The 8,737-nt window shown below is 49.3% G+C and carries 8 protein-coding genes; 2 read left to right on the top strand and 6 right to left on the bottom strand.

The window, feature by feature from the left end; all coding sequences use genetic code 11:
• From HOK28_17790 to HOK28_17780, 3 genes are all read right to left on the bottom strand, one after another.
• The coding region (locus HOK28_17790; GenBank protein MBT6434955.1) for a hypothetical protein at window positions 1–327 on the bottom strand (327 nt) is incomplete at its 3' end.
• 108 nt (window positions 328–435) lie between these two features.
• Window positions 436–1,176 carry a glutathione S-transferase gene (locus HOK28_17785; protein MBT6434954.1) on the bottom strand — a complete coding sequence of 247 codons (741 nt, stop codon included), beginning with the start codon at window positions 1,174–1,176 and terminating at the stop codon, window positions 436–438.
• 48 nt (window positions 1,177–1,224) lie between these two features.
• Window positions 1,225–2,526 (bottom strand): cyclic nucleotide-binding domain-containing protein, encoded by a 1,302-nt coding sequence (locus tag HOK28_17780; GenBank protein ID MBT6434953.1) that lies wholly within the window; start codon window positions 2,524–2,526, stop codon window positions 1,225–1,227.
• A gap of 223 nt (window positions 2,527–2,749) precedes the next feature.
• Here HOK28_17780 and HOK28_17775 point away from each other — a divergent pair, with 223 nt between their 5' ends.
• Entirely contained in the window at window positions 2,750–3,895 is a 1,146-nt protein-coding gene (locus tag HOK28_17775) for a hypothetical protein (GenBank protein MBT6434952.1), read from the top strand.
• On the opposite strand, the gene HOK28_17770 is transcribed toward HOK28_17775, so the two are convergent.
• The 3 genes from HOK28_17770 to HOK28_17760 all read right to left on the bottom strand — a co-directional run bounded on the left by HOK28_17770 (window position 3,892) and on the right by HOK28_17760 (window position 8,064).
• Window positions 3,892–6,015, bottom strand: a complete 2,124-nt coding sequence (locus HOK28_17770; GenBank protein MBT6434951.1) for a hypothetical protein — start codon at window positions 6,013–6,015, stop codon at window positions 3,892–3,894. The two genes, HOK28_17775 and HOK28_17770, sit on opposite strands and share 4 nt — an antisense overlap.
• A 109-nt stretch (window positions 6,016–6,124) precedes the next feature.
• Complete coding sequence (locus HOK28_17765; GenBank protein MBT6434950.1) at window positions 6,125–7,033, bottom strand: response regulator; 909 nt, start codon at window positions 7,031–7,033, stop codon at window positions 6,125–6,127.
• Between the two features lie 53 nt (window positions 7,034–7,086).
• Window positions 7,087–8,064: a hypothetical protein gene (locus tag HOK28_17760; GenBank protein MBT6434949.1), complete on the bottom strand. Its 978-nt coding sequence runs from the start codon at window positions 8,062–8,064 to the stop codon at window positions 7,087–7,089.
• A 414-nt stretch (window positions 8,065–8,478) separates the two neighbouring features.
• Here HOK28_17760 and amrB point away from each other — a divergent pair.
• On the top strand, window positions 8,479–8,737 hold a 259-nt coding region (amrB, locus tag HOK28_17755; protein ID MBT6434948.1), incomplete at its 3' end, for an AmmeMemoRadiSam system protein B.

Below are 8,737 nucleotides of genomic sequence, written 5' to 3'. Positions count from 1 at the left end.
GCCGTTGTTCCAAGGCCACAAAGCCGCGTAACAAATCATCTCTTCCGCAATATCAGCGGTATAAAGCAATTGGCCTGGTCGCATGCCCTGCAAGTCCATGACCAGCTTCTGAACAGCACCCCTGGCATCTTCAAGGTTCGTATGCTCCCAGCATAGCGGAAATCGGTCTTGTAACTTATCGTTTAGTGAATCCGCATCTTCAATGCTTAAGACTGCCGTAACTGCATGATAGCGGTCGTCACCTCGAAATCCACACGACTCAGGCACCCACTTAACGACGTCTGCCAACATGGATGCTAACGTACCCTCTGAATTTTGGTCAGTCATAGATCCCCCAAAGACTATTACCTTAATAAGTCTAGCTTATTTGCAGACTCTTAAACAATTGAGAGAATAGCAAATCATTGGCAGTGGAAATTTTAATAATCGCTGGAATCAGCTCCAAAACGGATGCCCATGCTTTTCGAGAATTTGTTTGCGCCAGTGCAATAGATCTGCAAACTCAGCCACCAGATCCGGCCGGCTCCAACACCGATAAGAAGCTGGCCCGAGTGGTATGTATTGAGAATCAGGCGGCTGAATGGATTGCACAGCAGCAGCCATCGCCACATCTGCGAAGCTAAACTGACCCAGTAAATAATCCTTATTCCCAAGCGCCTCGCGGAGTTCGAGCAAGCCGCTTCGAATGGTCCCAAGCCAGCTCTGGTGATCTCCCGGAAGAGCGTAATTCCGAATCACATAACGGGCCGCTTGTTTAGCGACGGCCACACTTCCGGGCAGTGGCTTCAAATAGAACGGTAAAGCCTCAGCCAACGCAGCCGTGTCCTTACAAAGCTCTCGAGTGGTTATCATACGAGCCGCATTGAGAAGCACATCACTTTTCTCATTCCAAGCCTCAATTGCATCCGTGTGCTCAGCCGGGAAAAGAGTTTCTCTGGCCCCCTGCCCATCTGCCCACCGAGCAATGGAGAATGAGTCCAGCAGTGGAATCTCCGGCCCGACCAGAGACGGAGCTGTCACTGCACCAAGCCACCGTCCGGTCTTCATTCTTAGTAATGGAATGCCAACCATGATGAGATGCTCTGAATATTTATATTCAATGCGGTGATGGTCCAGAGCCCAACGGGCTTTCTGAGTCCAAGGAGAATAACCTATACCAATCAGTTCTAAGCTCATGGGTTGATGAATAACAGGTGGAGAAAAAAGGACAAGGAACGGCGCTAATTAAAGTGCTTGGGCTTCAGCCAAACGGCGCTTAGCAAGATTTTCGAGGTATTCCCGCGCTTTGGGGTGGTCCGCAAAAAGGCCTTCAAACTTCTCTGCATCAAGCTTTAAAACAGTCACTCTACTTCGTGCCACTGCATCCACTTGAGCACCATTGGCTGGGTGAGAAATTGCTCCCAAACTCTCGTTAATAATGGCCACTTCGAAGATAACCGGATCGGCTTCATCGGCAACAACCCGCAACTCAACACTACCTGAGGCAACAATATAGAGCGGCGCCGATGCGTTACCCGGCTCGACAATCACGGCACCTGGATCAAAATGCGCTATCTCAAATTCTTCGATCAAGATGTACTGGGCGTAATCCTCGAAAAGCTCAAACAATGGAGCTGTGTTAAGAATATTTCCGCGAATCTGCTTATAAAACGAGCTTTGAAGCTGAGTCACAATACGGGTGTTGGTTCTGGCCATATCGCGAACCGCAAGCCGAGTGAGTTCAAAGTATTCGGTTTCGTGGTGGGCGTGCACCGATACCGGGAGAGTCTCCCGCGTGAGCAACCCAGACTCACCCAGAACAATACCTGGGCCCACTTTACCGAGATGCTTACCGCCCCGGCTGACATTCATGTGGCCATTCACAACCACCACAATAGAATCTCGCTTATCGCCCTCTTCAAGAATCACCCGTTGGTCGGGAACACGCCGGTACTGCAAGTGATCAACCATCATCACAAAGTTGCTCTCATTAAGTTCTGATAAAAGCGGAACCGGCAATGGAATCATAGGATCCCCGGGCACCCGGTAGCTCGCAACGAGGCGCCGAGCAATTTCATGCCTGTCTTGAGGCTGAGCTGCTTTCAAAGCTTCAAGCGTTACGTCCTCTGGAGCCTCTTCGGTCATTGGGTGCTCCGCTTCAAACTCCCCGCGCTTTACTTCGACCGTAATGCTGTGAATCCGACGAAGCATATCTTGAAGCGTCGGATGTTTGGGTGATTGACGCAGACCTTGGTGAACAACGAAAACGGCCTCTAAAACGCGCCCCTGGTAGATGAGGCGCCGAGCCAAATTACAGATAACATCACAGCCTCGAAGCACATCTTCCGCCTGAAAGAGGCACAGACCAAGGCCCAAAGTTGCATCCCGGTCTCCAGGGTTATTCGCAATATGAAACGTGAGTGGTGAGATGGCGTCCTCAGGAAGCATGTCGAGTATCTCGTCGGGAATCTCGATTCGCTCGCTGGCAATAACGCCCAAATTCAGCTGTGCTTCGTCGCCCTCAACCATGTCAGAACTATAGCCCACTTCAGGGGGTCACGGGTACAGTCATAGAAAATACTGTCGCCAACAAAGGGTGCTCAAATGTGGTTAGCACGCTCACCAAGAAACCCTAAGTATTTGTTAAGGCTAGGGAATCAAACTCTTCCAGTCTAGGGAACGAACAGCCTAACCGGCCAAACAAGATCATCTTTTCAATTCACTCGCTTCTATTATAGAGGATGAATACCTATCAGCCTAAGGTAAAAGAATGAACATCTTCGTTAAGCTCGCCTTTCTGCTCATGTTGGCCTGTCTGACCGCATGCCAATCGGATTCCGGTTGCTCTGTAGACACATGCGGTGACGGTACAGTGTGCAACGCCGATACCGGGCAATGCGAAATCGGTGATGATTCGGCCGACGATTCTACGAACACATGTACAACGGATGCTGATTGTTCCGACAGCACGCAACGATGTGACAATGGAGAGTGTGTCGCAAAATGCAAAGATGTTGTATGCAATGAGGCAGCTGGTGAACTCTGCGACCCTACTTCTGGTTTATGTGTAGGCGGCACTGGAACTTGCAATATTGATGAAGATTGCGAAGACAATCAGCTCTGCGAAGAAAACGTCTGCGTTGGTGGGCGCTATGCTGAATGCGATGAAGACGCGCTCTGCTCAAGTGCACTGAGTTGTCGTTATGGAATTGGTTTCTCCTTTTGCGTTGAATCCTGTGAAAGCAACGATACTTGCTTTGGCTATGAATCATGCATCCCCGAAGGTATGCCAGGGCTTCAGGATTTCGCTTCTCATTGCTTCTGGAACACCTGCGCACCAGGAGGCGGCCTCAACAACAACATGCAAGACAAAGAGTGGCTTGCGCCCTGTGATGTGGCGGCCCTGGGGGATGAAGCAGGCGTCTGCTATGGCCCATTCAACAATGGTTTCGAAGATTTTGGTTGGTGCTTGGCTCAGCGCGGCGGTGCTGACCTGGGCGATAGCTGCTCACAAGAAGCTCGGCAAGGCGACGCTACGGCTTGCTCAGAGGGCATCTGCGCTTTCGGAACCAATGTTTGCTCCAACACTTGCGGAATTGACGACGGGAATACATGCAGCGATTCAGGTAACTCTGCATGCTATCCACTGGCTTCACCAAACGGCGTTTGTTATCCAAGTGTTGAGAATCCACCGGGACTGGGTGAACCCTGTTCAGGAGATGGTGACATGATGCCATGCCAGGATGACTTACTCTGCGGCTATCCCAATGGCGACCCAAACGAGCCTATGGCTTGCGTAGAAATATGTGATTCAAGAGCTGCGGTTGGAGGACCAGCCAGCTGCCAAGAAGGTCAAATATGCTACGTCTTCGATGCAGCCACTAACCCTCGGGCCGGCGTCTGCATTAACCTTTAAGCAACATGACTGCTCGAGCGACCTCTTGAAGGATCCTTGAGCGCCTTTTTCTCGGCTGCGCTTAAGTGAGTCTTGTAGCCTCTTACCATCGCCATATTACCACAATAATCGCTGTGCTCACGTGCCAATCGGTCAGCAAGCGGCTTAAACGGCATGGACGTAGGTAAATTTAAAGCGCCTAAGAGCTTTTTCCAAATTCGGCTATCGTTGCTGTAATCCTTACCGTCGCTACCCAGTCGCGAGGCTGCGAATACGAGTGCCATGAGCTTTTGCTCATCTTCCTTCATTTCAGGAAGGACACCAGAATTCACCAAATGCATCATTGATTCATAATGAACCAAAGCTCCCAGGGTTTCTCTGGATGCATGTGCCAATCCAGAATTCACCTGAATAGAAGTGATATATTTACCACCCGTATTCTTCGCTTCAACAAAACGAACCAGCTCTTGGCTCTCGCCGCCATCGAAGAATCCACCGGAAGTAAATCCGTGCGCAGCTCCCACATAGCCAGTGGTCAATGCGTTGTAGTGCGTGCTTACGTTTACATCGAGCGCGGCATCCCGAACCGTATCTCCATTAAGCTTTTCTACATCGTTTCGGGCCTTCAAAGTCAGATTAACAGATTTACGCGGGTTCACGGTGCCAAAACGATAATGAATATCGAGCGCATCAGTTACACCATCGTCATCGCCATCCATGTGTGCCCAACGAATATCGCGGTAATCCTTTAAAGTTCCCAAAATATAGTTGGTCTCATAGTGATGAAGATCTGAGTCGAGTTCACGTTTTACACGATTGCGAATAGGTCCGTAGCCTTCTTCTCGGCTCAAGCCTTCCCAAATGGCAAAAAGCGCAGGCTGCATTTCGCTTTCAATCACGCCTTTGAATGTCCCGTTTTCATCCTTCAACTTTCCAATACCGTAGAGCGAAGAATCCACAGTGGTAATCAATTCTACATTACCGAGATTCTCCATTCCGTCGTCAAGGCCATCCAAACCAGCACAAAGGTCTAAGAAAATAAGCTGTGGATTATCTGCATGACGACCCTTTTTCAGAGCGTTCGCTAGGGACTTCTCCTGGTTATTACCGGTATCTGAGTGACCGCCATAAGAGATTCCAACACCTTCACCAACTTTATCAAACATGTCGTCATCATAGGTTCTCACATGAAGCCGTATCCCCTTAACGCGGCCATCTTCACCGCGGCTTCGGTCAAACTTTACTTCCAACTCTGCCCAGCCGTCGCCCTGCTCTACGATTTCAAACTGACTGCCGCCAATTCTGTTTTTCTGCACGTTCACCAGGTACGAGCGATACATATTCTCGCCTTCCTGAATGGCGTGATCCCATCGAATATAACCTTCGTCATCGAGAATGTTTTCCACATCAAATTTCTGTGGAAACTTGGCCTCAAAGAGCTCTTTCACTTCTGTCTTCTGAGTCTTCGTGAGCTTGCTTTGGTAATTTTTATCCGTCATCAAGCGTGTCATGTGTTTTGCTAATCGAGGATTCTTCTCATTTTGCGCCGCATCCATCATGGCATTATGAGCTGAATTGATTAGGCGAGCCGTTGAGCGGCTACGCGGTAACGAGCCAGTCATTGCAAATAGAACCGTAAATGCATTGGAACGCATTTGTCGTTTGTCGGCCGCAGAGCGCCCCTTTGGGTTCTCAAGCATATCAACGGCTTTTGTGATCACTTGCTTTTTCCGGCCGGCGGAAATGCCTCTCAAGAAGCTTCGGTCGTTGTTTCGGACACCATCGGCCAGTGCCTCTGCCAAGTCGCCCCAAGCTGCGTTGCTGGTTCGTCCATTGGAGGTTGGTAAACCTCGGGCACTGATGGAAACATCGCTGCCAATACTCACATCTGTATCGATCTCTACAGAAGGAGATGAGTTGCCTGCACTCTCAATAGCACTTCGAAGATGTGTCGCCGCTGAACGGGTAAGGTTACCGTCAGCCATCACTTTCTCTAAAGTATCTCGTTCACCTGAAGTAATACGCCCGTCCGCCGTAGCGGCTGAAGCAAGTGTTCTAGCCTCTTTTAGCCAAACTCGATTGCCTCCGGCTGAACTGGAAGAGCGGATATCTCTAGCGATTGTATTAATAGAGCTGGGCATTTTAATTCTCCTCGAATGCATAACAATTGGGTATCACGCAAATTATCGGGAGTTTTCGGACAATGTTGCCATTATTTTGGCGCACACTGCTCTTTTCAGCGATCCAAGACTAAATCTCGTTTATTAATAGGGGTTTTGGGCCTTCTAACTGGGTCCCAAGGTACTTGATACAAATAATTTCGGTACGTTTACCCTGCTCAATATTCACAATCAGCTGGTCCATAAACTCTCTAGAGAAAAAGAGTCCGCGTCCATGGGTGTCCATCATGCCAAGCGGTAAACCCACGGCTGTCCGGCGGATTTGACGGCTCAGCCAAAAGAGTAGCTTCTTTTTCTTCAACCGCCCGCCACTGTCACAAATACTCACGGCGACTTTATCCTCATCTTTGGCGCATTGAACCACCACCTCACCGGCCGCAATCTCGACCTCACGGTCCCAATCCTGCTTATTCGCGCCGTCCTCGTCGAGCACCCCGTAATAAATGGCATTGGTTAAAATCTCCACAAATGCCTGCTCCAATGAACCATCATCCTCAATGGCGTATTTTTCAATGATAGACTTAATGTGACCCTCAATGTCTTTAGGCCGAGTCACCTCGAGAGTTTCAATGGCTGTTTGTCCTCGAAAATACCGTTCAATCCCAAAAATATCGTCATTGAGTAAAGCGCCAATATAGGCGGCTAAATCAGCTAAATGCAGTGGATTGGTCTTCGTGATGATATTCGTAATGCCAAATTGAGTGGCAATTCCAATATACTTATCGGTGCTATGTGCAGTGAGCAACGCTCGCTTCATTTCCGGATACAACTTCTCAATCTGCTGCAAGAGCAAGTGACCTTGGAGTCGGGGCATCTCAATATCGGACAAGATCAAATCAAAGGGGCCTTCAGACTTCAACGCCTCGAGAGCATAGACTCCGTCTTTTACATCGACAACGTCGTGACCTTCATCCCGCAGATATTCAGCCACCGTCATCCTCGTGGTGGTGTCGTCTTCTGCGAATAAAATTCGAAACAAGAAACACTCCTAAAGCAATCAACAAACGCTGAGAATGCCAAGCCTCATCTGAATCAGAGAAACGTGATTTCTCCGCTATCCACAAGTCTGTCGACGAGCTGAGACTCTTCGCGAGCCTCAGGCTTCCATTTGAGATGGAAGACGAATCGTTGCTGGATCATAAAGGGCTCAACCTTTTCTTCGGGATCTAGCATCACATAGCGGAAGCAAAGATTGGGATCATCGGTACCAAAGGTTATAAAATTATGGTTGTTGTTGATGATGCTTGGAATCTCAGCTTGATAGCCTGGTGTGTTATCGCCTTGAGCGTCCAGCATTGCAGCCTTGATTCTCCCCCATACGGCATTGGTCAGTTCACTTAGAACAGCGTTAACCGAACGAAAATCATCGGCACCTCGCTCTATCTGCGCCATTCCGGGAATCGCTCCATGCACCAACAACTCATGAATAGGAGCCTCACATACCTCAATCATCATGTAACCCCGGCACCAATTCGACTCCAGCCTCATAAGTGTCAGTACTTCTCCATAGAGGATTCGGTCCCGGGTAAGATGTGGGAAATCCACGCCCACGGTAAATCCTAAAAATAGATTCTCGAGAGATTTCTGGGTGTCATTTTGGATTTGTCGAATTACCTCAGTTGGATAATAGCGATTGAAAATATAGGTATCGATGAGCTCCCGAATGGTTTCATCATCTTCCCCATAATAGGAACCTGCGATCCGCTCGGCCCAATCTTCCTCGACACCGTCGCTTGTCACAATCCGCCGCAAGAAAACAGGTAACTCAGGACGTAACGACGAGAGAGCACGAACAACCCGTCGTAATTTCGTTTTGTCCTCGTCGCCCTCTTGCTCACACAGAAACAAGGCACCCAAATCAAGCTCACTGTTTAAAGTGCGTATGAAACGTTCAAGGTTATCTACGCGCAGACCCATAAGATGGTTCTTCTCACAGAAGACTCTAAGGAATTGTTGTTGCTTCGGGTCGGGCTCAAACACCAAAACCTTACTTTTGATTTTATCAGTCATCGGCTGGATGATGCTCCTTCAATAGAAACGCCTCACTTCGTGTAATTAGAGCGCTTTTTAGGGCCTGAGGTCAACCGAGCTGGAACTTCAGAAAGGAAGTGCGTCGCCTGCTGGAGGGTCCATATCTTTTGACGCACAGACAAAAATTCCGGCGCCATCTTTCATGCTGTGGCGCACCAAACACCATTTTTTCTGGCGCTATACGCCAATCTTTTCCCCTATTTGGCGAGTATGAACGAAAACCCCAACAAATTCGGTTTGGCACGTAGCGTGCAATGTATGAAGCACTATCGAATCGACGGTAGTCGATGATGCAACCTGGCGGGAACCCCCCAATCCCCCTATCCCCACCCGTCGGGTTGCAACATCATCCCCCTTCATCAAGCATCCCTATCTCTGCTAAGCTCAATCAAGATGCGACCAGCCTTTTTTAAAAACCAATGGTATCCCGGTAACCCAGACGAGTGCCGACGCGCCATGGACTCCTTTGCTCAGAATACTTCGCCGCGTGCTGGTACCTGGAAAACACTGGTGGCTCCACATGCCGGCTGGACCTTTTCGGGAGATGCCATGGGCCAGGGTTACCGCTGGCTTGCGGAATCAAACCCAGATGCTGATCTTGTCGTTGTATTTGGTGGCCACCGAGGTCCTTATGGCCCCAACACGGTTTTCT

It is taken from the genome of Deltaproteobacteria bacterium, assembly GCA_018668695.1.
Classification (GTDB): domain Bacteria; phylum Myxococcota; class XYA12-FULL-58-9; order XYA12-FULL-58-9; family JABJBS01; genus JABJBS01.
This window is presented reverse-complemented; position numbering and strand designations above follow the sequence as displayed.